This is a genomic window from Actinoplanes sp. OR16, from assembly GCF_004001265.1.
Taxonomy (GTDB): Bacteria; Actinomycetota; Actinomycetes; order Mycobacteriales; family Micromonosporaceae; genus Actinoplanes.
The window spans coordinates 3,001,415-3,026,181 of sequence record NZ_AP019371.1; the positions used below are offsets into that span (position 1 = coordinate 3,001,415).

General features: G+C 68.7%; 21 protein-coding genes. 16 read left to right on the forward strand and 5 right to left on the reverse strand.

Translation table 11 applies throughout. The features are described from left to right. The first annotated feature begins 63 nt into the window (after nucleotides 1–63). The 5 genes from EP757_RS13955 to EP757_RS13975 all read left to right on the forward strand — a co-directional run bounded on the left by EP757_RS13955 (nucleotide 64) and on the right by EP757_RS13975 (nucleotide 5,726). Nucleotides 64–1,701, forward strand: coding sequence for an ABC transporter substrate-binding protein (locus EP757_RS13955; RefSeq protein WP_127546010.1), 1,638 nt, complete (start codon nucleotides 64–66; stop codon nucleotides 1,699–1,701). A gap of 128 nt (nucleotides 1,702–1,829) precedes the next feature. Then, entirely contained in the window at nucleotides 1,830–2,756 is a 927-nt protein-coding gene (locus EP757_RS13960) for an ABC transporter permease (protein ID WP_127546013.1), read from the forward strand. Further along, nucleotides 2,749–3,690 (forward strand): ABC transporter permease, encoded by a 942-nt coding sequence (locus EP757_RS13965; RefSeq protein WP_127546016.1) that lies wholly within the window; start codon nucleotides 2,749–2,751, stop codon nucleotides 3,688–3,690. The genes EP757_RS13960 and EP757_RS13965 overlap by 8 nt, the downstream gene beginning before the upstream one ends. A 25-nt stretch (nucleotides 3,691–3,715) precedes the next feature. Then, a complete protein-coding gene (locus EP757_RS13970; RefSeq protein WP_127554234.1) occupies nucleotides 3,716–4,726 on the forward strand; it encodes an ABC transporter ATP-binding protein in 1,011 nt (336 codons plus the stop codon). Continuing rightward, nucleotides 4,719–5,726 carry an ABC transporter ATP-binding protein gene (locus tag EP757_RS13975; protein ID WP_127546018.1) on the forward strand — a complete coding sequence of 336 codons (1,008 nt, stop codon included), beginning with the start codon at nucleotides 4,719–4,721 and terminating at the stop codon, nucleotides 5,724–5,726. Before EP757_RS13970 ends, EP757_RS13975 begins: the two co-directional genes overlap by 8 nt. 103 nt (nucleotides 5,727–5,829) lie before the next feature. On the opposite strand, the gene EP757_RS13980 is transcribed toward EP757_RS13975, so the two are convergent. After that, entirely contained in the window at nucleotides 5,830–6,120 is a 291-nt protein-coding gene (locus EP757_RS13980) for a chorismate mutase (protein WP_127546021.1), read from the reverse strand. Between the two features lie 221 nt (nucleotides 6,121–6,341). After that, nucleotides 6,342–8,171: a bifunctional UDP-sugar hydrolase/5'-nucleotidase gene (locus tag EP757_RS13985; RefSeq protein WP_127546024.1), complete on the reverse strand. Its 1,830-nt coding sequence runs from the start codon at nucleotides 8,169–8,171 to the stop codon at nucleotides 6,342–6,344. Nucleotides 8,172–8,291: 120 nt separating this feature from the next. On the opposite strand from EP757_RS13985, the gene pcrA reads away from it, so the two are divergent. Further along, nucleotides 8,292–10,781 (forward strand): DNA helicase PcrA, encoded by a 2,490-nt coding sequence (gene pcrA, locus EP757_RS13990; protein WP_232050502.1) that lies wholly within the window; start codon nucleotides 8,292–8,294, stop codon nucleotides 10,779–10,781. Here pcrA and EP757_RS44605 read toward each other — a convergent pair. After that, a complete protein-coding gene (locus EP757_RS44605) occupies nucleotides 10,778–11,599 on the reverse strand; it encodes a M23 family metallopeptidase (protein WP_127546027.1) in 822 nt (273 codons plus the stop codon). The two genes, pcrA and EP757_RS44605, sit on opposite strands and share 4 nt — an antisense overlap. A gap of 154 nt (nucleotides 11,600–11,753) precedes the next feature. Beyond that, nucleotides 11,754–12,506 carry a M23 family metallopeptidase gene (locus tag EP757_RS14000; RefSeq protein ID WP_127546030.1) on the reverse strand — a complete coding sequence of 251 codons (753 nt, stop codon included), beginning with the start codon at nucleotides 12,504–12,506 and terminating at the stop codon, nucleotides 11,754–11,756. Between the two features lie 414 nt (nucleotides 12,507–12,920). On the opposite strand from EP757_RS14000, the gene EP757_RS14005 reads away from it, so the two are divergent. The 4 genes from EP757_RS14005 to EP757_RS14020 all read left to right on the forward strand — a co-directional run bounded on the left by EP757_RS14005 (nucleotide 12,921) and on the right by EP757_RS14020 (nucleotide 17,495). Beyond that, nucleotides 12,921–13,325, forward strand: a complete 405-nt coding sequence (locus tag EP757_RS14005; protein ID WP_127546033.1) for a cobalamin B12-binding domain-containing protein — start codon at nucleotides 12,921–12,923, stop codon at nucleotides 13,323–13,325. Between the two features lie 571 nt (nucleotides 13,326–13,896). Next, nucleotides 13,897–15,075, forward strand: coding sequence for an ADP-forming succinate--CoA ligase subunit beta (gene sucC / locus EP757_RS14010; RefSeq protein ID WP_127546036.1), 1,179 nt, complete (start codon nucleotides 13,897–13,899; stop codon nucleotides 15,073–15,075). A gap of 4 nt (nucleotides 15,076–15,079) precedes the next feature. Continuing rightward, the gene (sucD, locus tag EP757_RS14015; RefSeq protein ID WP_127546039.1) at nucleotides 15,080–15,961 is read left to right on the forward strand and encodes a succinate--CoA ligase subunit alpha; all 882 of its coding nucleotides are present in this window, start codon (nucleotides 15,080–15,082) and stop codon (nucleotides 15,959–15,961) included. Between the two features lie 106 nt (nucleotides 15,962–16,067). After that, nucleotides 16,068–17,495 (forward strand): DUF6350 family protein, encoded by a 1,428-nt coding sequence (locus EP757_RS14020; protein ID WP_127546041.1) that lies wholly within the window; start codon nucleotides 16,068–16,070, stop codon nucleotides 17,493–17,495. A gap of 1 nt (nucleotide 17,496) precedes the next feature. Here the strand turns inward: EP757_RS14020 and EP757_RS14025 are convergent, their stop codons facing one another. Then, the gene (locus EP757_RS14025) at nucleotides 17,497–17,829 is read right to left on the reverse strand and encodes a DUF4190 domain-containing protein (protein WP_127546044.1); all 333 of its coding nucleotides are present in this window, start codon (nucleotides 17,827–17,829) and stop codon (nucleotides 17,497–17,499) included. A 99-nt stretch (nucleotides 17,830–17,928) separates the two neighbouring features. Here EP757_RS14025 and purN point away from each other — a divergent pair, with 99 nt between their 5' ends. The 6 genes from purN to EP757_RS43850 all read left to right on the forward strand — a co-directional run bounded on the left by purN (nucleotide 17,929) and on the right by EP757_RS43850 (nucleotide 24,743). Further along, entirely contained in the window at nucleotides 17,929–18,546 is a 618-nt protein-coding gene (purN, locus tag EP757_RS14030) for a phosphoribosylglycinamide formyltransferase (protein ID WP_127546047.1), read from the forward strand. Then, nucleotides 18,543–20,108 (forward strand): bifunctional phosphoribosylaminoimidazolecarboxamide formyltransferase/IMP cyclohydrolase, encoded by a 1,566-nt coding sequence (gene purH, locus EP757_RS14035; protein ID WP_127546050.1) that lies wholly within the window; start codon nucleotides 18,543–18,545, stop codon nucleotides 20,106–20,108. The genes purN and purH overlap by 4 nt, the downstream gene beginning before the upstream one ends. 250 nt (nucleotides 20,109–20,358) lie before the next feature. Beyond that, nucleotides 20,359–20,682: a hypothetical protein gene (locus EP757_RS14040; RefSeq protein ID WP_197725516.1), complete on the forward strand. Its 324-nt coding sequence runs from the start codon at nucleotides 20,359–20,361 to the stop codon at nucleotides 20,680–20,682. Nucleotides 20,683–20,824: 142 nt separating this feature from the next. Next, nucleotides 20,825–22,042 (forward strand): NADP-dependent isocitrate dehydrogenase, encoded by a 1,218-nt coding sequence (locus EP757_RS14045; protein WP_127546053.1) that lies wholly within the window; start codon nucleotides 20,825–20,827, stop codon nucleotides 22,040–22,042. 116 nt (nucleotides 22,043–22,158) lie between these two features. Beyond that, a complete protein-coding gene (gene adhE, locus EP757_RS14050) occupies nucleotides 22,159–24,642 on the forward strand; it encodes a bifunctional acetaldehyde-CoA/alcohol dehydrogenase (RefSeq protein ID WP_232050666.1) in 2,484 nt (827 codons plus the stop codon). Next, nucleotides 24,597–24,743: a hypothetical protein gene (locus EP757_RS43850; protein WP_232050503.1), complete on the forward strand. Its 147-nt coding sequence runs from the start codon at nucleotides 24,597–24,599 to the stop codon at nucleotides 24,741–24,743. The genes adhE and EP757_RS43850 overlap by 46 nt, the downstream gene beginning before the upstream one ends. Nucleotides 24,744–24,767: the final 24 nt, after the last annotated feature.

The following is a 24,767-nucleotide window of genomic DNA, read 5'->3' on the forward strand; positions in this document are numbered from 1 at the left end:
CCTGTGTCACAGTGGCAGCTACTCACACAACCCCTCGTGAGCGCCCCTGAAGGAGGCACTCCCATGCTTGGGAAAAGCCCATGGAAGATGGCGGTCGGAGCGACCGCCATCGCCTTGTTGGCCGCCGGTTGCGGTAGCGGCGACTCGGACGAGTCGTCCGCCACTTCCAATACTGTGGTTATCGGTATCGCCGAGCCGCAGCACCTGATTCCGTCGAACACCACGGAGTCGAACGGTGCCGAGGTTCTCAACTCGCTGTTCTACCCGCTGGTCGACTTCGACGCGCAGAACAACCCGACTCCGGTCGCTGCCGAGTCGATCACGCCGGACAAGACCAACAAGGTCTGGACCGTGAAGCTGAAGCCCGGCTTCACCTTCCACAACGGCGAGCCGGTCATCGCACAGAACTACGTCGACGCCTGGAACTACGGCGCCTACGGTCCGAACGGCCAGGGCGGTTCCTACTTCTTCTCGACCATCGCCGGCTTCGCCGACCTGCAGAGCGAGGACCCGGACGGCGAGGAGGGCCCGAAGACGGCCCCCGAGCCCAAGGCCAAGAAGCTCACTGGTCTGAAGGCGGTCGACGACAGCACGATCGAGATCACGCTGTCGGCGCCGTTCGCCAGCTTCGAGTCGCTGCTCGGCTACACCGTGTTCTACCCGCTGCCGAAGGCCGCCTTCTCGTCCGACGGCGTCATCGCCGAGGGTTTCGAGGACGCGATCGTCGGTAACGGCCCCTTCAAGATGAAGGGCACGTGGCAGCACGACTCGTCGATCACGGTCGAGAAGGTCGCTGACTTCAAGGGCCAGGTCCCGAAGGTCGACGGCATCACCTGGAAGATCTACCAGGACGACGCCGCGCAGTACGCCGACCTCGTCGCGGGCAACCTGGACGTCCAGACCCAGATCCCGATCGAGAGCCTCGCGTCTGCTTCGGCCGACCTGGGCGACCGGTTCCAGAAGAGCCCGAACTCCGCCTTCCAGTTCGTCGGTTTCCCGACGTTCCAGAAGGAGTTCTCGGACGTCCGCGTCCGGCAGGCCATCTCCATGGCGATCAACCGCCAGGAGATCACCGACCAGGTCTTCCTCGGTTCGCAGACCCCGGCGACCTCGTTCGTCTCCCCGGTGGTCGCGGGTTACCGCGAGAACACCTGTGGTGACAACTGCAAGTACGACCCGGCCAAGGCCAAGGAGCTCTACACCGCTGCCAAGGGCCCGTCCGAGCTGAAGATCACGTACAACGCCGACGGCCCCCACAAGGCGTGGGTCGACGCGACGTGCAACCAGATCAAGGCCTCGCTCGGCGTCAACTGCACCGGTGTCGGTGAGCCGAAGTTCGCCGACCTGCTGACCAAGGTCGAGAAGAAGGAGCCGGTCGGCCTCATCCGCCTCGGCTGGCTGATGGACTACCCGCTGATGGAGAACTACCTCGGCCCGCTGTACAGCACCGACGGTTCCTCCAACTACTACGGGTACAGCAACACCGCCTTCGACGACCTGGTCGCCGCCGGTCGCTCGGCCGCCACTCCGGAGGAGGCCATCGCGAAGTGGCAGGAGGCTGAGGATATCCTCGCCAAGGACATGCCGGTGATTCCGCTGCGCAACGGTCAGAACGTGTTCGGCTACTCGGAGAAGGTCTCGAACGTCAACGTTGACCTCTTCCAGAAGGTGAACCTGTACGAGATCGAAGTAGTCAGCTGATTTAACCGCTCGTACGGTGGTGGCGTCACGGATCATGTGAAACCGTGGCGCCACCGCTGTGTTAACCCACCCTCCTCGTCGCCGTGCTCACGAGGCCGGCGCTCTTCCGCGGAAGAGGCTAAACCCGTATGTTCCGCTACATCGTGCGGCGCTTACTGCAGATGGTCCTGACATTCTTCGGGGCCACTTTTGTAGTTTTCGCGCTGACGTTCGCCAACCAGGACGACCCCCTCCAGGCCTTGGCGGGCGAACGGCCCATCACTGAGAGTCAGCGCATCGCGCTGACGGAGCGTTATCACCTGAACGAGAGCTTCCTCACGCAGTACTGGTACTACATGAAGGGGCTCCTGACCGGCGACCTCGGTACGTCGCTGACCGGTCAGAAGATCTCGGACATGCTCGCCAACGCGTGGCCGGTGACCCTGAAGCTGTCGATCATCGCCATCGTCATCGCCGCCACGATCGCGGTCACGGCGGGCGTCTACTCCGCCATCAAGCGGGGCGGCCTCTTCGACAACGTCACCCTGGTCGCGACGCTGGTGGTGCTGGCCATGCCGATCGTCGTGCTCGCGCCGCTGGCGCAGCTCGTCTTCGGTATCAAGCTGGGCTGGTTCCCGCCGACCGCCACCCGGGACGCCGGTTTCTACGAGCTACTGCTGCCGGCCCTGGTGCTGGGCAGTCTCGTGATCGCCACCGAGCTGCGGGTCACCCGTACCTCGGTCGTCGAGAACCTGCGAGCCGACTACGTGCGCACCGCGCGGGCCAAGGGCCTGACGCGCCGCCGTGTCATCTGGGTCCACGTGCTGCGCAACTCGCTCATCCCGGTCGTGACGCTGATCGGCGTCGACCTGGGCGGCCTGATGTCCGGCGCGATCGTGACCGAGAAGATCTTCAACATCCCCGGCGTCGGCTTCAACATCGCCCGCGCGATCACGACCGAGGACGGCCCGCTCGTGGTCGGCTTCGTCAGCGTGCTGGTGATCATCTTCTTGGTCGTGAACCTTCTCGTCGACCTGCTGTACGCCGCCCTCGACCCCAGGATCCGCTATGAGTGACCCCAACGCCATCACCTCTGTCGAGGCGCCTTCGACACTGCCGGGGGCGGAGGCACCTCCCGGCCGCGGCAAGTCGGACAAGCCCCGCAGCCTGGCCGGGGACGCCTGGATCGACCTGCGGAAGAACAAGATCTTCTGGGTCTCGATCGTCCTGGTGATCGTCATCCTGCTGATGGCGGCGTGGCCGACGCTCTTCACCTCGGCCGACCCGCGTGCCTGCACGCTGGCGAACCAGCACAAGGGCGCGAGCGGCCAGGCCTACTTCGGGTACGACTTCCAGGGCTGCGACGTCTTCGCGAAGACCGTCTACGGCGCTCGCAACTCGATCATCGTGGGCATCCTGTCGACCCTGCTGGCCGGCGTCATCGGCCTGCTCTTCGGTCTGGCGGCCGGTTACTTCGGCGGCGCCACCGACGCGGTCCTGTCCCGCGGCATCGACATCATGCTCGGCATCCCGTTCCTGCTCGGCGCGATCGTGCTGTCGAACCGGCTGGTCACCCCGCAGTCGGACGGTGTGCTGGCGGTGACGCTGACACTGGGCCTGCTGACCTGGACGTCGGCAGCGCGCGTGATGCGGTCCGCGGTCATCTCGTCGAAGAACCAGGACTACGTCGCGGCCGGCCGGATGCTCGGCGCGGGCCCGGGACGCCTCATGCTGCGGCACATCCTGCCGAACTCCATCGCGTCCTTCATCGTCGTGCTCACGATCCTGCTGGGCACGAACATCGCCAGCGAGGCGACCCTGTCGTTCCTCGGCGTCGGCCTGAAGAACGACGCGATCAGCTGGGGTATCTCGATCTCCGAGGCGTCGCCGTACGCCCGGGTCGCGACCGAGCCCCTGGTCTGGCCGTCGATCTTCCTCGCCGCCACCGTGCTGGCCTTCATCATGCTGGGCGACGCGATCCGCGACGCCTTCGACCCGAAGTTGCGGTGACCCTGTGACTGAAATCAAGGCGCACATGGATGTCGTACCCGGCATCGATCCGCGCGCACCTCTCCTCGAGGTGACCGACCTGCACGTCGAGTTCCGCACCCAGTACGGCGTGGCAAAGGCCGTCAACGGTGCGAACTTCTGGCTCTCCCCGGGCGAGACCCTGGCGATCCTGGGCGAGTCCGGCTGTGGCAAGTCGGTGACCGCTCAAGCGATCATGGGCATCCTGGAGAGCCCTCCCGGATTCATCACCAAGGGCGAGATCCGCTACCGCGGTGTCGACCTGCTGACCCGTCCGGAGGAGCAGCGCCGCAAGGTGCGGGCCAACCGGATCGCGATGATCTTCCAGGACGCGCTCTCCGCGCTGAACCCGGTCTACAACGTCGGTTTCCAGCTGAGCGAGCTCTTCCGGATGCACCGCGGCATGTCCCGTGCCGACTCCAAGAAGCGGGCCATCGAGCTGCTCGACCAGGTCAAGATCCCGGCTGCGAAGGCCCGGATCAACGACTACCCGCACCAGTTCTCCGGCGGTATGCGCCAGCGCGTCATGATCGCCATGGCGCTCGCGCTCGACCCCGAGGTGCTGATCGCCGACGAGCCCACCACGGCTCTCGACGTGACCGTCCAGGCGCAGATCATGGGCCTGCTCGCGGAGCTCCAGCAGGAGCGCAACATGGGCCTGATCCTGATCACGCACGACATGGGCGTGGTCGCGGACGTGGCCGACCGGATCTCGGTGATGTACGCGGGAAAGGTCGTCGAAGAGGCGGCCGTCTACGACATCTACGCGCGGCCGGCGCACCCGTACACCCGGGCGCTGCTCGAGTCGATTCCCCGGCTCGACATGAAGGGCCAGGAGCTCAACGTCATCCGCGGCCTGCCGCCGGCGCTGACCGACGTCCCGAAGGGTTGCGCGTTCAACCCCCGGTGCCGGTTCGCGAAGGACCCCTGCCGTTCGGACCCGCCGCCGCCGGCCTACGCCGTGGCGCCGCACCGGACCGCCCGCTGCCACTTCTTCCGGGAGGTCCTCGGTGAGTGACGTCGTCCTCGAGACCAAGGGTCTCGTCAAGCACTTCCCGATCACCCAGGGCATCGTCTTCAAGACCAAGGTCGGCGCGGTCCGCGCGGTCGACGGTGTCGACATCCAGCTGCGCCGCGGCGAGACGCTGGGTGTGGTGGGCGAGTCCGGTTGTGGCAAGTCCACGCTGGCGAAGCTGCTGGTCGGCCTGGAGAAGCCGACCTCGGGCTCGATCATGGTCCGCGGTCAGGACATGGTCCGCCTCAAGGGCGGCGACCTGCGCAGGGCCCGCCGCAACATCCAGATGGTGCTGCAGGACCCGTACACGTCGCTGAACCCGCGCATGACGGTCGGCGACATCATCGGGGAGCCGTTCGAGATCCACCCCGAGGTCGTCCCGAAGAAGGGCCGGCAGCGTGCGGTGCAGGACCTGCTCGACACGGTCGGCCTGAACCCGGATCACATCAACCGGTACCCGCACCAGTTCTCCGGCGGCCAGCGCCAGCGCATCGGCATCGCCCGCGCGCTCGCCCTGAAGCCCGAGATCATCGTGTGTGACGAGCCGGTGTCCGCGCTCGACGTGTCGATCCAGGCGCAGGTCATCAACCTGCTGGAGCGGCTCCAGGACGAGTTCGGCCTGTCGTACATCTTCATCGCCCACGACCTGTCGGTGGTCAGGCACATCTCCGACCGGGTGGCCGTGATGTACCTCGGCCGGATCGTGGAGCACGGGTACGACCGGGAGATCTACGAGCAGCCGACCCACCCGTACACGCAGGCTCTGCTCTCGGCCGTGCCGGTTCCGGACCCGCGCCTGCGCGGTCAGCGCGACCAGATCGTGCTCGAGGGTGACGTGCCGTCGCCGGCCAATCCGCCGTCGGGCTGCCGCTTCCGGACCCGGTGCTGGAAGGCGCAGGACGTCTGCGCCCAGCAGGATCCGATGCTGCAGATCCGCGACCGGTCGCCGCACCCGAGCGCGTGCCACTTCGCCGAGATCCGCGACGTGGTCCACGGTCGCTGACCGATAACGAATAGCGGCGGCCCGGATCTTCCGGGCCGCCGCTTCGAGCTTCACGCCGCGCGGCCTGCGGGAGAGCTTGCGCCCTCCTTCTCTCAGCCGAGCGCTACAGGGGGCCGCGGCCCGAACGCAGGAGCAGCAGCGCGACCTGCGTGCCGTCCGGCCCCAGGGCGTTGCGGAAACGCTCCACGATCTCCCGCTCGCGGGCCAGCACGAGACGGGTGCCGCCGCTGGCCATCCGGGTCTTGCCGACCTCCTGGGAGAGGCTCGCGCGTTCCAGCCAGAGATCGATGATCGCTTGATCGATCTCGTCGATGCGCTCACGCTTGGCGCGGATCGCCGCGGCGGCCGGCTCGGCGCCCGCTCCGGTCTTCTGGTCCACGGTCTCGGCGGTCATGACTTGCTCCTCGGGTGCTCACGCCCCGGTCGACCCGGCCCGGGCAGCATCAAGCCCCGGGCGGTGAAGCCCGGGGCTTGATGTAGGTCTGTGCTCAGGCGCGACCCACGGCTGCCGGACTTCCGGTGCCGTAGTAAAAAAATCGCGCCCGCTGGATCACGTTGCCGAGTATGCCCCCGTCCCGGACGGTCCCGCAAGAAAACCGCCCGAGTGTTGGGACATCACGGCGTCGTGGTGATCCGGTTCGCCGGACCGGGTGCGATCGGGCCGGTCGCCAGGTGCGCGACCAGCGCGTCCACGTCGAAACCGGGAGCGGTGACCCGCCCGGTGCCGAGCGTGAGGTTGCTGAATCCGTCGCCGCCGTTGGCCAGGAAGTCGTTCGTCGTGACCACGTAGTTCGCGGCCGGGTCGATCGGCGTCCCGTTCAGCGCCAGGTTGCTCACCTTTGATCCGGCGGTCGCCGACGCGGTCCACGTGTAGGTCAGCCCGGCCGACACCTGCAGGATGCGCTGGGTTGTCTGCCCGCCGAAGCCGACGAACTGCTGTTCCAGCACGTTCTTCAGCTGCGCGCCGGTGAACGTCTGCGTGGTCACCAGGTTGTTGAACGGCTGGACGGTGAACGCCTCGCCGTACGTGACCTGGCCGTACGCCTCACCGCCGGACGACTGGTCGGCGTCCAGGTCGGCGCGGATGCCACCCGGGTTCATCAGGGCGATCTGCGCGCCGGCCGACTGCGTGTAGGCCAGCTGCGCGTCGGCGATCACGTCACCGAGCGGGCTCTCGCCGGCCGGCGTCGCGGTGCGGACGATGTCACCGCTGATGCTGCCGACGATCCGGTTGGCGATCGGGGCGACGGCCGTGCGGTACTTGTCGGCCACCTTCTTGGCTGCCGCGTCGACGGTGTCCGGGTTGCGCACGTACGCTCCGGCCGCGTCCTTCACCCAGCCGCCCTTGCCGTCCGGGACGCCGTTCTCCACGATCACGTTCGTCGCGTCGATGTCGACGAACCTGCCGGTCCGGGAGTCGAGCGAGTAGTCGATGTCGGTCACGATCTGCCCGTTGGTGCCGGCGCTGGTGACCACCGTCGGGACGCCCTTGCTGTTCGGCAGCGAGCAGGAGTAGAAGCGGTGCGTGTGCCCGGAGATCACGACGCCGATCTCGGGGTTGAGGCCCGCCACGATCGGGACGATCGGCCCGGTGAAACCGTTGCAGTCCGAGACGCCGGGCGTCGGGGTCGCCGTGGCCTGCGTGCCGCCCTCGTGCAGGAGCAGCACCTGGGCCTTCACGCCGAAGACCTTGAGCACGTTGCTCCACTTGTTCGCGGTCTCCACCTCGTCGGTGAAGCGCACGTTCTTGATGCCGGCCGGGTTCACGATGCTCGGCGTGCCCTCCAGGGTCATGCCGATGAAGCCGACAGGCACGCCGCCGACGTACTTGATGTCGATCGGCGGCAGGATCGGCAGGCCGGTCTTCTTGTCGATGGTGTTCGCCGCGAGGTAGGCGAACTTCGCGCCCCCGTAGCCGTCGCCGTCCTGGCATCCGTCGACCGGGTGGCAGCCGCCGCGCTGGATGCGGATCAGCTCGTCCACACCCTCGTCGAACTCGTGGTTGCCGACCGAGCTGACCTGCAAGCCGATCTCGTTCATCAACTCGATCGTCGGCTCGTCGTGGAAGGCCGCGCTGACCAGCGGCGTCGCGCCGATCAGGTCGCCCGCGCCGGCGGTGATGGTCTGGCGGCCCTCGGTCTTCCCCTCGGCGCGCAGCTTCTTGAGCCAGGTGGCGAGGTATTCGACGCCGCCGGCCGGGGTGCTGGTGCCGCTCGCGTTCACCACCGCGCCGCTGCCGGTCGGCGGGTCGATCGCGCCGTGGAAGTCGTTGTAGCTGAGGAACTGGCCCTTGACCACCTTGCCCTTGGCGGCACCGTGCGACACGGACACCGGCGTGAACTCGGAGGGTGGCGCGGCGGCCGCGCCCGGTGGGGCGGGTATCGCAGCGAGGGTGGCGGCGGCGGCGATGGCCACGGCCGGTAGGGCGAGACGCGTCCGGATCATATGGGTTCCCCGATCGGAGTGAGTTTTTCGCCGACCAGGACAAGCTAATTGCTGAAGGTCGATGCCGGGTGGGTCGCCGGGAAATTTCTGTCGGTGGGGCGGCATACACTTGCTCCCGCGATGCGACCTTCCTCAGAACCTGCCGACACCCTGTTCTCCCTGGCTCCCCAGGCGCCTGCCGCGAGGGCCCCGGAGCGGCGTCCCACGACGCCCCGGCCGGCCGCCCGGCACCTCGATCCGGAGTCGCTGCTGACCGGGCTCAACGGTCCTCAGCGCGACGCCGTGACCCACTCGGGTTCGCCGCTGCTGATCGTGGCCGGCGCCGGTTCGGGCAAGACCCGGGTGCTCACCCACCGGATCGCCTACCTGCTGGCCGAGCGCGGGGTGCACCCGGGGGAGATCATCGCGATCACCTTCACCAACAAGGCCGCCGGCGAGATGAAGGAGCGGGTGGCGCAGCTGGTCGGCCCGCGCGCCCGGCTCATGTGGGTGTCGACGTTCCACTCGGCCTGCGTGCGCATCCTGCGGGCCGAGCACGAGCACGTCGGGCTGAAGAGCACGTTCTCGATCTACGACGCCGACGACTCCCGCCGCCTCATGCAGCTGGTCGCCCGCGAGCTCGACCTCGACCCGAAGCGTTACACCGCCCGGGGTCTCGCCGCCCAGGTGTCGAACCTGAAGAACGAGCTGGTCGAGCCGGAGGAGTTCAAGGCCAAGGCGAAAGGCCCCAACGAGCGGGCCGTCGCCGAGGCCTACGAGCTCTACCAGCGTCGGCTCCGCGAGGCGCACGCGCTCGACTTCGACGACATCATCATGGCCGTGGTGCACCTCTTCCAGTCGCACCCGATGATCGCCGAGGCCTACCGCCGCCGCTTCCGGCACGTGATGGTCGACGAATACCAGGACACCAACCACGCTCAATACCAGCTGATCCGCGAGCTGGTCGGCACGGCCGGGGGCGAGGCCGACGCCGTCGAGCCCAGCGAGCTCTGCGTGGTCGGTGACGCCGACCAGTCGATCTACGCGTTCCGGGGCGCCACGATCCGCAACATCCTGGAGTTCGAGCGCGACTATCCGGACGCCCGGACCATCCTGCTCGAGCAGAACTACCGGTCGACGCAGACCATCCTCTCCGCTGCGAACGCGGTGATCGACCGCAACACGTCCCGCAAGCCGAAACGGCTCTGGAGCGACCAGGGCGCCGGCGAGCAGATCGTGGGCTATGTCGCCGACACCGAGCACGCCGAGGCCGACTGGGTGGCCCGCGAGATCGACCGGCTCACCGACAACCACGACGTGCGCCCCGGCGACGTGGCGGTCTTCTACCGGACCAACGCGCAGTCCCGGGTCTTCGAGGAGGTGTTCATCCGGGTCGGCCTGCCCTACAAGGTGGTCGGCGGGGTGCGCTTCTACGAGCGCAAGGAGGTCCGCGACGCGCTGGGCTACCTCCGCGCCATCGTGAACGAGGACGACACGGTCAGCACCCGCCGGGTTCTGAACACTCCGAAACGCGGCATCGGCGACCGGGCCGAGGCGTGCGTGGAGGCGCTCTCCTCCCGTGACCGCATCTCGTTCGGCCAGGCTCTGCGGCACGCCAAGAACGCTCCCGGCATCTCCACCCGCGCGGCCAACAGCATCACCGACTTCGTGCAGCTCATGGACGACCTGCGCCAGCTGGCCCTGACCGCGCCTCCGGAAGAGGTGCTGGAAGCGGTTCTGCAGCGGTCCGGGCTGCTCAGCGAGTTGGAGGAGAGCCTCGACCCGCAGGACCAGGGCCGGGTGGAGAACCTCCAGGAGCTGGTGAGCGTCGCCCGCGAATACACCGAGCGGGTGGAGTCGCAGGCCGAGGCGGTGGAAGAGCCTTCAGCCGAGTCGGCGGCGGCGGGCGGGGTGGCCGGACGGGAGCAGGTCGCGACCCTGGCCGGGTTCCTGGAGCAGGTGGCGCTCGTCGCCGACGCCGACCAGATCCCCAGCGACGACCCCGATCACCAGGGCGTGGTCACGCTGATGACGCTGCACACGGCGAAGGGCCTGGAGTTCCCGGTGGTCTTCCTGACCGGCCTGGAGGACGGCGTCTTCCCGCACATGCGTGCCCTCGGCGACAACACCGAGCTGGAGGAGGAGCGCCGCCTGGCCTACGTCGGCATCACGCGCGCCCGCCAGCGTCTCTACCTCTCCCGTGCGGTGACCCGGTCGGCCTGGGGCCAGCCGCAGTACAACCCGCCCTCTCGCTTCACCGACGAGCTGCCGACCGAGCTGGTCCGCTGGGAGCGGACCGGCGGTTCCTACACGTCCTGGTCCGGCACCGGGGGCGGCGTGGGTGGCCGTGGTGGGGGCGACCGCCAGCGCGGCGGCGGTTTCGCGGGCGGCACTCCGAGAGCGCAGCGCATCGCCGAGCGCCTCGGCATCGACGGCAGCAAGCTGGCGACGGCGAGCGACCTCAAGTCGGCGCCGAAGGTCGACCCCGGTGACCGGGTCAACCACCAGCGCTACGGCCTGGGCCGCGTCCTCGCGGTGGAGGGCCACGGTCCCGGGGCACGAGCCCAGATCGACTTCGGCGACCAGGTGATGTGGCTGGTCCTCCGCCACGCCCCGGTGGAGAAGATCTAAGAGCAGCCGCCCAGGTCGACGCCGTGCGACCGCATCCAGGCGGTGGGTTCGACGGGGTTCTTGTAGTGGCTCTGGTGCACCTCGAAGTGCAGGTGCGGCCCGGTCGAGTGCCCGGTCGAGCCCTCCAGGCCGATCCGCTCGCCGGCCGCCACCCGCTGGCCGGCTGCGACGAGGATCGCCGACATGTGGCCGTAATGGGTCAAGTACCCGTTGTCGTGCTGGATCAGGACGGCGTTGCCGTACCCGCCTTCCGGGCCGGCGGTGACCACCACACCGGCACCGGCCGCGACGATCGGGGTGCCGTGCGCGGCGGCCAGGTCGACGCCGGCATGCAGGCGGCCCCAGCGCTGACCGAAGCAGGAAGTGACGCCGGCCGCCGGCATCGGGTGCACCCACGGGCCGGTGACCTGCGACGACACGGCGGCGGATGCTTTCACGGCCACGGGCGGGCGCTTCTTGCGCTGCACGGCACGGCCGGTGGGCTGAGCCGGCTCGTCGGTGGCGAGGCTGCCACGCGGGTACTGCTTGCCGGGCGCCTCGTCGCCGGGAGGGGCGACCACGGGCAGTTCGGCGTACGGATGAGAAGCGGTCACGTGCGAGGACGGACCGGCGACCACGGCGCTCGGGGCGGCCGAGGCGGAGACCCCGGCGACGCCTACGCCGGCGGCGAGGGTGGCGCCCAGCGCGGTGACCGAGAGCGCGGTGCGGCCGTGGGTGGCGAAGAGAGCGGGGAACGCGGGGGCGCGGTGACGGTGCAGCCGTTCCTGGCGGTGCCGGCCGGGTGAAGGGCGGTGCCGGCCGGGTGAAGACTGCCCCACGCGAGTTCCTCCGAGGTGACGTGACGGTTCCTGCCACGTACCTGTCGGCGGAGGGGGAGGAGCGTGAAGGCCCTCGGAAGAGTTCTACCGGACTGCAACCGGCCGGGTTTCAGCCGTACCGGGCCGGGTAGTGATCGATTAGCGGGAGAGGGTCTCAGGAAGCCGCTTCGGCGGCGGCCATGCCCGCGTACACCGATTCGATCTGAAGCTTGATGTCGACGCCGCGCTCCTTGAGGAAGACGATCGGGTCGACCGGGGTGCCCTTGACGTGGATCTCGAGGTGCAGGTGCGTCCCGTACGAGTATCCGGTGTTGCCGACCTCGCCGATGACCTGACCGGCCTTGACCTCGTCGCCCTTCTTCACCAGCAGGCGCCGGGAGTGGGCGTAGATCAGCTCGGTGCCGTCCTCCTGCTCGACGGTGATCGAGTAGCCGTAGCCGCCGTTGTAACCGGCGCTGGTGACCGTGCCGGCATGCACCGCCTTGTAGGGCGTGCCCTCGGCGGCGGCGAGGTCGATGCCGGCGTGCAGCTTGCCGAACCGGACGCCGTAGGCGGAGGTGAACTGGTAGTCGTCGAGGGGGAGGAGGTAGACGTCCTCCGCGGAGACCTCGGTCTCGGCGCTGACGTCTTCGGCGCCCTCGTCCCGGTTCTCGCTTCGTGAGGCGCGGTTCGCGTCGTCGGTGCGGCTGTCGAGCGCGTCGGCGGCGATCTGCGAACTCTTCAGGCTCTGCAGGACCTCGGGGCTGACGTCCTTCGCGTCCGGAAGGTTCGACGCGGCACCGAGAGCGACGACACCGGCGCCGACGAAAGCGGAAGTGACGACTGCGGCGTAACGGCTGCGGGGAGGGGTCGGCACGCGGCGGCGGCCGCGATAGCGATCGGGCTCAGACGACAAGCGCTGGCGCACGAACAACCCTCCGTAGAAGACAACTGCGGCGGCACCAACCCACCCGGGAACTGCGGTGAACGATGGTTTGCCGGGCCCTCGCTATGGGGTGAACCTGTGCGAGAGCCGTGGGCCACGGTAACGAAACGGCAGCCGGGTCACAAGTCGCAGCGCCATTTTCATGACAGTTCCTGGTCAGCATTGATCAAGGATTGTCCGAATTAGCTACCTTTCTGGGTTCCCCATATCGCGACCGTGGGTAATTGACAAACGGACGGAAAGTGATGTGACCTAAGAAACTATTTACTCGGTCACCCTGTCGCGGGGACGGCTACCCCAGCCTCCCCGCCTCGGGTTACCGTTCGTTCAGGTGACCGCGGTGGCAGCCGGTCCGAGGCGTCCGACACCGAGGTTGGAGAGCCCGAAGGGGTCAGCATGCAAGCACGGATCAGGGTCGTGGTGGCGAAGCCCGGCTTGGACGGGCACGACCGTGGCGCCAAGGTGGTGGCGCGGGCGTTGCGCGACGCCGGCATGGAGGTGGTCTACACGGGGCTGCACCAGACGCCGGAGCAGATCGTGGAGACCGCGATTCAGGAGGACGCCGACGCGATCGGCCTCTCGGTGCTTTCCGGGGCGCACATGACGCTATTCCGGAGAGTAATTGAGCTGTTGGCGGAGCGTGACGCCGCGGACATCGTCGTTTTCGGCGGCGGCATCATTCCGGAGGACGACATCAAGGAATTGGAATCACTCGGCGTAGCGAGGCTATTCACGCCGGGTGCGACCACCGCGTCCATCGTCGAATGGGTGCGCGCCAATGTGGCCACCCCGGTGGCCTGACGGCTGTTAAGAGAGACGTCTAGAAAGAGAAACGTCTACGCAAGGGGAGAGGCCGGACGCACCCCTCACACGTCCGGCCCCTCTATGCGCGATGCCCCGCCGCCACCCCTCGACCGACAGGGCATCGGCCGCTTTCCTTGCGGGCGCCTTAAGTCCAGCGCTCCGACATCACACTCAACGACGCCCTTCTCGGGCGGGTTACGTCGGGACGCGTGACTTTTTACGTTCACTCTCCCGTGTTCGCAGATCTTGAGCAGATCGATCTCCGGTGCCCTGTGGACGGCCTGTGGACAACCCCGTCGCGCATTCACTGCGTGCACACCTCGCACGATGGCCGCAACCGTCACGGAGCTGCCTTTTCGTCACTCCAGTGTGCGGTCTTGCACACCGCGCACCCGCGAGGTCACAGGGGACCAAACGGTCGCTAGTCTGCGGATGACGGCCCTCTGCAAATCCGTGGAAGGTCAGACGATCCTCACGCTGGCGGCGCTGCTGCGACGCGCCGCGCACACAGGTCGGGACGCAACGGTGCGGCTTGCCGGCGCTTGGCGTCGCGAGCGAAAGGAGACACGTGGACCTGTTCGAGTATCAGGGGCGCGACCTGTTCGAACGGCACGGGCTGCCCGTGCTGGGCGGCGGTGTCGCCGAGACCCCGCAGGAGGCCCGGGCGATCGCCGAGCGGCTCGGCGGCAAGGTCGTGGTCAAGGCCCAGGTGAAGGTCGGCGGCCGCGGCAAGGCCGGCGGCGTGAAGCTGGCCGACGGCGCGGACGAGGCCGAGGCCCGTGCGACCGACATCCTGGGCATGGACATCAAGGGCCACACGGTCCACAAGGTGATGCTGGCCGAGACGGCCGACATCAAGGAGGAGTACTACTTCTCCTACCTGCTGGACCGGGCCAACCGGACCTTCCTCTGCATCGCCAGCGTCGCCGGCGGCATGGAGATCGAGACGGTCGCCGAGACCGACCCGGACCGGGTCGCGAAGGTCGCCATCGACGCCAGCAAGGGCGTCGACGAGGCCAAGGCGCGGGAGATCGTCACCCTCGCCAAGTTCCCGGCCGACGTCGCCGACCAGGTCGTCGACATCGCCGTGAAGCTGTGGCAGGCGTTCGTCGCCGAGGACGCGCTCCTCGTCGAGGTCAACCCGCTCGCCAAGGTGGGCGACGGCCGGGTGCTGGCCCTGGACGCCAAGGTCACGCTGGACGAGAACGCCGGCTTCCGGCACCCCGACCACGAGGCGCTCGAGGACAAGTCCGCCGTCGACCCGATCGAGCAGGCGGCGAAGGCCAAGAACCTCAACTACGTCAAGCTCGACGGCGAGGTCGGCATCATCGGCAACGGCGCGGGCCTGGTCATGTCGACGCTGGACGTCGTCGCGTACGCCGGTGAGAAGCACGGCGACGTGAAGCCGGCCAACTTCCTCGACATCGGTGGTGGCGCGAGCGCCCAGGTGATGGCGAACGGCCTGGAGATCGTGCTCGGCGACCCCTCCGTGAAGTCCGTCTTCGTCAACGTGTTCGGCGGCATCACCGCCTGTGACGCGGTCGCCAACGGCATCATCCAGGCCCTGGCCCTGCTCGCCGAGCGCGGCGAGACCGTCACCAAGCCGCTCGTGGTCCGCCTCGACGGCAACAACGCCGAAGAGGGTCGTGCCATCCTCGACGGAGCGAACAACCCGCTGGTCGAGCGGGTGGACACGATGGACGGAGCGGCCGCTCGCGCCGCCGAGCTCGCGGCTGCGGGGAAGTGAACTAATGGCTATCTGGCTCACCAAGGACTCCAAGGTCATCGTCCAGGGCATCACCGGTGGTGAGGGCTCCAAGCACACCAAGCGGATGCTCGCCGCGGGCACCCAGGTAGTCGGCGGCGTGAACCCGCGCAAGGCCGGCACCACCGTCGACTTCGACGGCACCGAGCTCCCGGTCTTCGCGACCGTCGCCGAGGCGATCAAGGAGACCGGCGCGGACGTCTCGGTCATCTTCGTGCCGCCGGCGTTCACCAAGGCCGCGGTCGTCGAGGCGATCGACGCCGAGATCCCGCTCGCCATCGTGATCACCGAGGGCGTGCCGGTGCAGGACTCGGCGTCCTTCTGGTCGTACAACGTGGCGAAGGGCGAGAAGACCCGGATCATCGGGCCGAACTGCCCCGGCATCGCGTCGCCGGGCGCCTCGAACGCCGGCATCATCCCGGCCGACATCACCCCGCAGGGCCGGATCGGCCTGGTCAGCAAGAGCGGCACGCTGACCTACCAGCTCATGTACGAGCTGCGCGAGTTCGGCTTCTCCACCGCCGTCGGCATCGGTGGTGACCCGATCATCGGCACCACGCACATCGACGCGCTGAAGGCGTTCCAGGAGGACCCGGACACCGACGCGATCGTCATGATCGGCGAGATCGGCGGCGACGCCGAGGAGCGTGCGGCCGAGTTCATCAAGGCCAACGTCACCAAGCCGGTCGTCGGCTACATCGCCGGCTTCACCGCGCCGCCCGGGAAGACGATGGGCCACGCCGGCGCCATCATCTCCGGCTCGGCCGGTACCGCCGACGCCAAGAAGTCGGCCCTCGAGGCGGCCGGCGTCAAGGTCGGCAAGACGCCGAGCGAGACCGCCCGCCTCATGCGCGAGGTCATGAGCTGAAGCAGCAGACAGGGCGCGCCGCCGGACGGATCATCGTGATCCGATCGGCGGCGCGCCGCTGTTTCTGCATCGCCGGAAGCCCCGTGGCGTGACAAGGTAGGTCGCGATGCCCAGCACAACCGACCGGCCAGACGGCTCGGAGGACCCGTTCGCGGTCGCCGAGGCGCTGCAATCCGTCGTGCGGGACACCGAAGAGGTGCCGATCGGGGCGAGGGAAGACACCCCCGGCGCGGAGGAGAGCGAGCGGCGGGACACCGTCGTCGTCGACGATGAGCTTCTCGGGCGGCGGGACACGGTCCGGCTGCCGAGCCAGCGCCGCCCGCCGGAACCCTCGCGCCGGGCGCCGCTGCTGGTCGCGGCCGGGTTCGCGACGCTCTGGGCCGGGCTGCTGAGCTACCTGCCGATCGCCGCGGTGATCGGCCTGGCCCGCACGCTCGAGGGCTCCGGTGGCATCGGCGGGGCAGCGCACGCCGGTCTGGCCGGCTGGCTGCTCGGGCACGGCCTGCCGATCGGCACGTCGATCGGCCCGCTCGCCGTCACGCCGCTGCTGCTCACGCTGCTGATCGTCTGGCGGCTGAACCGGGCCGGCCTGCACGTCACGAGGGCGGTGGGTGCTCGGCGCAGCGGCTCGACGGCCAGGGCACTCGGGGTCGCAAGCTCCATCGGTCTCGCGTACGCCCTGGTGGGAGCGCTCGCAGCGGTCGCGGTCGATGGCCGCGGCACCCAGATCTCCGCCGGCCGGGCCGCGCTGCACTTCTTCGTCCTCGGCTTGGCCGGGGCGCTCATCGGCTCGCTGCGCGGCACCGACGCGATCAGCGCGCTCGCCCGGCGCACGCCGCCGGTGCTGCGGCACGGCATCCGGACCGGGCTGATGGCGGCGTTCCTGATCCTCGGCGCCGGTGCGGTCGCCGGAGGGCTCTCGGTGGCGCTCGGTGGCGGCCAGGCCGCCGAGATGATCGCGGCCTACCAGACCGGGGTGGCCGGTCAGGCCGGCATCACGCTGATCAGCATCGGGTACGCGGTGAACGCCTCGATCTGGGCGGCCGCCTACCTGCTCGGGCCGGGATTCGCGCTCGGCGTCGCCTCCAAGGTCAGCGTCACCGAGGTCTCGGTCGGCCCGCTGCCGACCCTGCCCCTGGTCGCCGGGTTGCCGGACGGTCCGATGGGCGCGGCCGGCACGGCGCTGCTGCTCCTGCCGGTGATCGCCGGTGGCGCGGCCGGCTGGCTGCTGACCCAGCGCCTGCGGCACGGCCACCCCGGCATGCGGCGGACCGGCCGCCGCAACACCGGCACTCCGGACGCGCCCGCGTGGTCGCTGCTGATCGGCGCCGCCGCGCTCGCCGGACCGGTCGCCGGCGTCATGCTCGGGCTGATGGCGCGGTTCTCCGGCGGATCGCTCGGCGACGGGCGGCTCGCCCAGATCGGGCCGGACGCCATGCAGGTGGCCATCGTCGGCGCGATCGTCGCCGGTGTCTCGGTGGTGGCCGGCGCGGCCGCGGCCCGGCTGTTCGGACCGCAGCGCGCCGCTCGCTGATCTAGCTGTTCTCGCGCAGCCAGACGTTGTAGTCGAAGTCGGACGGGATCGTCAGCGCCAGGATCAGGAAGGCGATGCTGAGCACCAGCCCGGCGACGCTGGTGGCGAGACCCGCGATCGCGATGCCACGGTTCGTGGCGAGGCCGGAATCCGCCTTCTTCTTGCCGAGATAGCTGAAGACCAGGCCGACGATGCTGAGCACCCCGGCGACCGGCCAGCAGCACGAGATGGGGATGGAGACGATTCCGAGGATCATGCCGGTGAGGCCGAACGCGTTCTGCGGCTGAGCCGGCGGTCCCGGCGGAGGTCCGTAGGCCGGAGGTGGATATGCCACTGCGCCTTCCCTTCCTTGGTGAGGGAAACCCTAATGAACCGACTCGATCTACGCTGCCCTGCAAGCGGCCGGTTGCCGCAGCGACGATAGGGTGCACAGGTGACTGACCCCGCGCCCGCCCGCCTGGTCGTCCTCATCTCCGGATCGGGCAGCAACCTGCAGGCTCTTCTCGAAGCGACAAAGGATCCGGCGTACGGCGCCCAGGTGGTCGCCGTCGGCGCGGACCGGGACGGCATCGCCGGTCTCGACCACGCCACCGCCGCCGGCATCCCGACGTTCGTGGACTCGGTGAAGAACTACCCGAGCCGCGACGACTGGGATGCCGCTCTGACCGCGCACGTCGCCGAGCACCGCCCGGACCTGGTCATCTCGGCCGGGTTCCTGAAGCTGGTCGGCAAGAACTTCCTGGACGCGTTCGGCGACCGGTACATCAACACGCACAACGCGCTGCTCCCCGCCTTCCCCGGGATCCACGGGCCGCGGGACGCGCTCGCGTACGGAGTGAAGATCGCCGGCGCGACGCTCTTCTTCGTCGACGCCGGTGTCGACACCGGGCCGATCATCGCCCAGGTCAGCGTCCCCGTGCTCGACGGCGACACGGAGGACTCGCTCACCGAGCGGATCAAGGTGGCCGAACGCTGCCAGCTGGTGGAGTACGTCGGCCGGCTGGTCCGGGAGGGCTGGACCATCGAGGACAGAAAGGTACGGATCCCGTGACCACAGCTTCTGACGAGGGGCGTCGTCCGATCAAGCGGGCGCTGCTGAGCGTCTGGTACAAGGACGGCATCGTCGAGCTGGCCCAGGCGCTGCACGCGGCCGGCGTGGAGATCGTGTCGACCGGCTCGACCGCGTCGACCGTCGAGAAGGCCGGCGTGCCGGTCACCCGGGTGGAGCAGATCACCGGCTTCCCCGAGATCCTGAGCGACCGGGTGAAGACCCTGCACCCGAAGGTGCACGGGGGTCTCCTCGCCGACATGCGGCTGGAGAGCCACGTCAGCGAGCTCGCCGAGCACGACATCAAGCCGTTCGACCTGCTGGTCAGCAACCTCTACCCGTTCACCGAGACCGTCGCGTCCGGTGCCGGCGAAGAGGAGTGCATCGCCAAGATCGACATCGGTGGGCCGGCGATGGTCCGCGCCGCTGCCAAGAACCATGCCTCCGTCGCCGTGGTGACGGCCGTCTCGTCGTACCCCCTGATCTCGGAGGCCCTGGCGAACGGCGGTTTCTCGCTGACGCAGCGCAAGCTGCTCGCCGCTCGCGCCTTCGCCGACATCGCCGAGTACGACGTGGCCGTGGCGAACTGGACCGCCTCCACATTGGCGCCCGAGGAGTGGCCCGCCTTCGCCGGGCTCGCCCTGCGTCGCTCGTCGGTGTTGCGCTACGGGGAGAACCCGCACCAGCAGGCCGCCCTCTACGTCGACGCCGAGGCGCCGGCCGGGCTCGCCCAGGCCGAGCAGCTGCACGGCAAGGAGATGTCCTACAACAACTACGTCGACGCGGACGCCGCCTGGCGCAGCGCGAACGACTTCACCGAACCGTGCGTCGCGATCATCAAGCACGCCAACCCGTGTGGCATCGCGGTCGGCGCCGACGTGGCCGAGGCGCACCGGAAGGCACACGCCTGCGACCCGGTGTCGGCGTTCGGTGGTGTCGTCGCGGTGAACGCCCCGGTGACCTCGGAACTCGCGCGGCAGCTCGGTGAGATCTTCACCGAGGTGATCGTGGCGCCGTCCTTCGAGCCGGAGGCGCTGGCGCTGTTCAAGGAGAAGAAGAACCTGCGCGTGCTCGTGGCGCCGGCCTGGAACCCGCCGCCCGCCGAGATCAAGCAGGTCGGCGGCGGTGTCCTCGTGCAGCTCGCCGACCGGATCGACGCCCCCGGCGACGACCCGGCGAACTGGACCCTGGCCTGCGGTTCCCCTGCCTCCCCCGACGTACTGGCCGACCTGGTCTTCGCGTGGCGGGCCATCCGCAGCGTCAAGAGCAACGCGATCCTGCTCGCCTCCGGCGGTGCCACCGTCGGCGTCGGCATGGGCCAGGTCAACCGGGTCGACTCGGCTCGGCTCGCCGTATCCCGGGCCGGTGCCGACCGCGCCGCCGGCAGTGTGGCGGCTTCGGACGCGTTCTTCCCGTTCCCGGACGGTCTCGAAGTGCTGATCGAAGCCGGTGTGAAGGCTGTGGTGCAGCCCGGTGGCTCGATCCGGGACAACCTGGTGATCGAGGCGGCGGAGAAGGCCGGCCTGACCGTCTACCTGACCGGGACGCGGCACTTCTACCACTGACGTTCGGCGCTTGGCCTACGGCTCACGAGGGTGTGCCGTAGGCCAAGCCCGTTTCCGGCGGTGTTCAGGTGTCTGGGCTGGTGCACCGGGGTGGGAGCTGCGGGTCCGGCCGTAATCCACCGGCAGGCGGCGCAAAGTCCGCCGATCACGGCAGCAGGTGGCCCGGCCCGTTGAGATCGTGCGCGAGAGGATCACGGCTGTGGACAGCCGTGATTACATTGACGATGATCCAACGGAGGGAGGTGTCCGCATGACGTTCGACCTGTACGTCTGGCACGAGCCGGCCCCGATCAGCGCCGACGCGGCCGAGGCGAAGGTGCGCGAGGGGCGGTTCCGGGCGCATCCCGCCGTGCCGGCCTTCCGGGACGATCTGCTGCGCCGGTTCCCGCCTCAGCAGGCGCCGGGCGTCTGGACCATGACGCCTGACACGTCCGATTCGGTGCTGGCGTTGTCGTGTGTCTGGTCGCGGGCCGGCGAGTTCGGCGACGCGGTCCGGACGCTCGCTGCCGAGCATGGGCTGGTCTGCTACGAGCCGGGCACCCACCTGCTCGACCCGAACGCCCCGGCCCAGTAAAGCCGCCATTCGGCTTGCCGAAGCGCCGGATCCTGGAATGGTGGAGGTGGACGGCCGGTTCCGGGGCCGCTCGGTGATCACTGACGGGCGGGCAGTACGCTCGTACTGCTAAGCGTGTGTTTCGGGAGAGGAGCGCCGGCCGATGGCGAAAATCAAGGTCAAGAACCCGGTCGTTGAGATCGACGGCGACGAGATGACCCGGATCATCTGGAAGCAGATCCGTGAGCAGCTGATCCTGCCGTACCTCGATGTGAACCTCGAGTATTACGACCTCTCGATCCAGTACCGCGACGAGACCGACGACCAGGTGACGATCGACTCGGCCAACGCGATCAAGCGGCACGGCGTCGGCGTCAAGTGCGCGACGATCACGCCGGACGAGGCTCGAGTAGAGGAGTTCGGCCTCAAGAAGATGTGGCGGTCGCCGAACGGCACGATCCGCAACATCCTCGGCGGCGTCGTCTTCCGCGAGCCGATCATCATGAGCAACGTGCCGCGTCTGGTCCCGAGCTGGACCAAGCCGATCATCATCGGCCGTCACGCGCACGGCGACCAGTACAAGGCGACCGACTTCGTCGCGCCGAAGGCCGGCAAGATGACCGTCACCTTCACCCCGGCCGACGGTTCCGAGCCGATGGAGTTCCTGGTCTCGGACTTCCCGGCCGGCGGCGTCGGCCTGGCGATGTACAACTACGACGAGTCGATCCGCGACTTCGCGCGCGCCTCGTTCCGGTACGGCCTGGCCCGCAACTACCCGGTCTACCTCTCCACCAAGAACACGATCCTGAAGGCGTACGACGGCCGTTTCAAGGACCTGTTCGCGGAGATCTTCGAGACCGAGTTCGCCGACCAGTTCAAGGCGGCCGGCCTCACCTACGAGCACCGGCTCATCGACGACATGGTCGCTGCCGCGCTGAAGTGGGAGGGCGGCTACGTCTGGGCCTGCAAGAACTACGACGGTGACGTGCAGTCCGACACCGTGGCCCAGGGCTTCGGCTCGCTCGGCCTGATGACCTCGGTCCTGATGACCCCGGACGGCCAGACCGTCGAGGCCGAGGCCGCGCACGGCACTGTCACCCGGCACTACCGGCAGTGGCAGAAGGGCGAGAAGACCTCGACCAACCCGATCGCCTCGATCTTCGCCTGGACCGGCGGCCTCAAGCACCGCGGCAAGCTGGACGGCACCCCCGAGGTGACCGAGTTCGCCGAGAAGCTGGAGCGGGTCTGCATCGAGACCGTCGAGGGCGGCCAGATGACCAAGGACCTCGCGCTGCTCATCGGCCGCGACGCCCCGTGGCTCTCCACCGACGAGTTCATGAACGCGCTCGACGAGAACCTGGCGCGCAAGCTCGCCGCGTAACGACAAGCACGAAGACAAGGCCCGCCGGCATCCGCCGGCGGGCCTTTCGGCCCTTAAGCGCCGCCACCCGCGAGAAGAAGGATGAGAGGAGACGAGAGGAGCGGATCGTGGACGCGATGATCGACCTGCTGGTGCGGGACGCGGAGAAGGCGCTGGCCGACTACGCGGACTTCACCCAGGAGCAGGTGGACCACATCGTCGGCAAGGCTTCGGTGGCGGCACTCGACAAGCACGGTGAGCTGGCGGCGCTGGCGGTCGAGGAAACCGGCCGGGGTGTGTTCGAGGACAAGGCCGTCAAGAACATCTTCGCCTGTGAGCACGTCACGAACAGCATGGCGGGGATGAAGACGGTCGGGGTGATCTACCGCGACGACGTCGACGGGATCACCGAGATCGCCGACCCGGTGGGCGTGGTCTGCGCGGTCACGCCGGTCACCAACCCGACCTCCACGACGATCTTCAAGGCGCTGCTGGCGCTGAAGACCCGCAATCCGATCGTCTTCGCCTTCCACCCGAACGCGCAGCGGTGCAGCGCTGAGGCGGCTCGTGTGGTCCGGGACGCGGCGGTGGCGGCCGGCGCTCCGGAGCAGTGCATCCAGTGGATCGAGCAGCCGTCGATCCAGGCGACCGCCGCGCTGATGAACCACCCCGGTGTAGCGACGATCCTGGCGACCGGTGGCAACGCGATGGTCCGGGCCGCGTACTCGACCGGCAAACCCGCGCTCGGCGTCGGTGCCGGCAATGTGCCCGCCTATGTCCACCCGAGCGCCGACGTGGTGCGGGCCGTGCACGACATCGTGCTGTCGAAGACCTTCGACAACGGCATGATCTGCGCCTCCGAGCAGGCCGTCGTCCTGGATCGAACGATCGCGGAGCAGGCGCTGAGAGAATTCAAGAGATTGCACGCGTACGTCGTGAGCCCCGAGGAGAAGACCCTCCTGCAGAACTACATCTTCCCGCCCGGCGGGGAGGGCACGGACTGCGTGGGCGAGAGTCTCAACGCCGCGGTCGTGGGGCAGTCGCCGGCGTGGATCGCCGAGCAGGCCGGGTTCACCGTGCCGCCCGGCACCTCGATCCTGCTGGCCGAGATCGCCGAGGTCGGCCCGGCCGAGCCTCTGAGCCGGGAGAAGCTGTGCCCGGTGCTGGCGCTGCTGATCGCGGACGACGAGGAACAGGGCATCCGGTACGCGGAACGGATGGTCGAGTTCCACGGCCTCGGCCACAGCGCTGTCGTGCACGGCCGGGACGCCGAGCTGGCCGAGCGGTTCGGCAAGCGGATGAAGGCGGTTCGGATCATCTGGAACGCGCCGGCGTCGCAGGGCGGTATCGGCGACATCTACAACGGGTTCCGGCCGTCGCTGACCCTCGGCTGCGGCAGCTACGGGCACACGTCGGTCTCCGACAACGTGTCCGCCCTCAACCTTCTCAACATCAAGCGGATCGGCCGCCGGACGAACAACATGCAGTGGTTCAAGGTGCCGGCGAAGATGTACTTCGAGCCGCACGCCATCAGGTACTTCCGGGACATGCCCGCCGTCGCCCGGGTCACCATCGTCACCGACCACACCATGACGAAGCTCGGCTACGTCGACCGGATCAGCAACGTGCTGCGGGAACGGCCGGACCCGGTGACCATCCAGGTGATCGACGGCGTCGAGCCGGAGCCGAGCATCGACACCGTCCAGCGCGGCGCCGCGTTGATGCGCTCGTTCCGGCCGGACACGATCATCGCACTGGGCGGTGGCTCGCCGATGGACGCCGCGAAGGTCATGTGGCTGCTCTACGAACACCCGGACATCGACTTCGGCGACATGAAGGAGAAGTTCTTCGACGTACGGAAAAGGGCCTTCAAATTCCCGGCCCTGGGAGCGCTGGCCCAGCTGGTGTGCGTGCCGACCACCTCCGGAACCGGCGCCGAGGTCACGCCGTTCGCGGTCATCACCGACGCCGTCACCGGCCAGAAGTATCCGCTCGCCGACTACGCACTCACCCCGAGCGTCGCGATCATCGACCCGCACCTGACGAAGGATCTGCCGCCGGTGGTGACCGCGGACTCGGGATTCGACGCGCTCACCCACGCGACCGAGGCGTACGTGTCGGTCTACGCGAGCGACTACACCGACGGGCTGGCGTTGCACGCGATCAAGCTGATCTTCGCGAACCTGGAGCAGGCGGTGCGGCACGGCGCCACCGACCCGGTCGCGCGGGAGAAGATGCACAACGCCGGGACGATCGCCGGCATGTCGTTCGGCAACGCGTTCCTCGGGATCGTGCACGCCATGGCGCACACCCTCGGCGCCACCTTCCACGTGGCGCACGGCCGGACCAACGCGATCCTGCTGCCGCACGTGATCAGGCACAACGGCACGGTGCCGGCGAAGCTGAACAGCTGGCCGAAGTACGAGCGGTACGTCGCACCGGAACGGTTCCAGGACATCGCACGGCACCTCGGGCTTCCGGCTGACACCCCGGAACAGGGCGTCGAGTCGTACGCCCGTGCCGTCGAACGTCTCCGGACGCCGTCGGGATCCCACCGTCGTTCCAGGCCGCCGGCGTGGACGAGCAGGAGTTCACCGAGGCGCTGCCGCAGCAGGCCATGAACGCCTACCTGGACCAGTGCGCGCCGGCGAATCCGCGGATGCCGATGCTGGCCGATCTCCGGCGGATCATGGAGAACGCGTACCACGGCCGAGTCGTGTGACCGGCGGCCACACGACTCGGCCCG